Source organism: Cryobacterium sp. MLB-32 (genome assembly GCF_000738085.1).
GTDB lineage: Bacteria > Actinomycetota > Actinomycetes > Actinomycetales > Microbacteriaceae > Cryobacterium.
The window spans coordinates 1-482 of record NZ_JPRS01000530.1; the positions used below are offsets into that span (position 1 = coordinate 1).

Sequence of the window (482 nt, forward strand, 5' to 3'; positions counted from 1 at the left end):
AATTCAAAATCCGTAGTATGAAGGTTTGACACTACGATCAAACGTGAAACGTCCTAGCGCTGATGGCTGGATTGCTTGGTTCCCGCGCGACCGTGCGGGTGAGAACCCCGAAATGACGGAGCATTCCATGTCAATGTTGAATCCTGACGTAGTTACCCGGTCCGTCCGCCGCCACCGGATCGCCTTCCGGTGACGTTCAATCCCCCTGCCGAGTCTCGTTTTGCGGCGGCCAGCCGGTTTATGACGGCGCAGACTTGGTGGATCGCCAGCGAGTTGGTGCGTCGGCATCCGCATCTCCTCATCACGCGTGTGACAGCTGAAGACGACGGACCAGTAGTTCTGCTGCACGACGAGCAAGATGGCATGCGCATTCAGTTCGATTTGGAACGCGGCATCAGATTTGTGGTTTTGGGTGAGGCCGTCAACATTGGGTGGCGGCGCATTGTGAACTCGGATAGTTCGCACGAGATCGTGAAAATGAT

1 protein-coding gene is annotated in these 482 nt (G+C 55.8%); it reads left to right on the forward strand.

The features are described from left to right. Positions 1-189: 189 nt before the first annotated feature. On the forward strand, positions 190-482 hold a 293-nt coding region (locus JF66_RS19780; RefSeq protein WP_035880600.1), incomplete at its 3' end, for a hypothetical protein.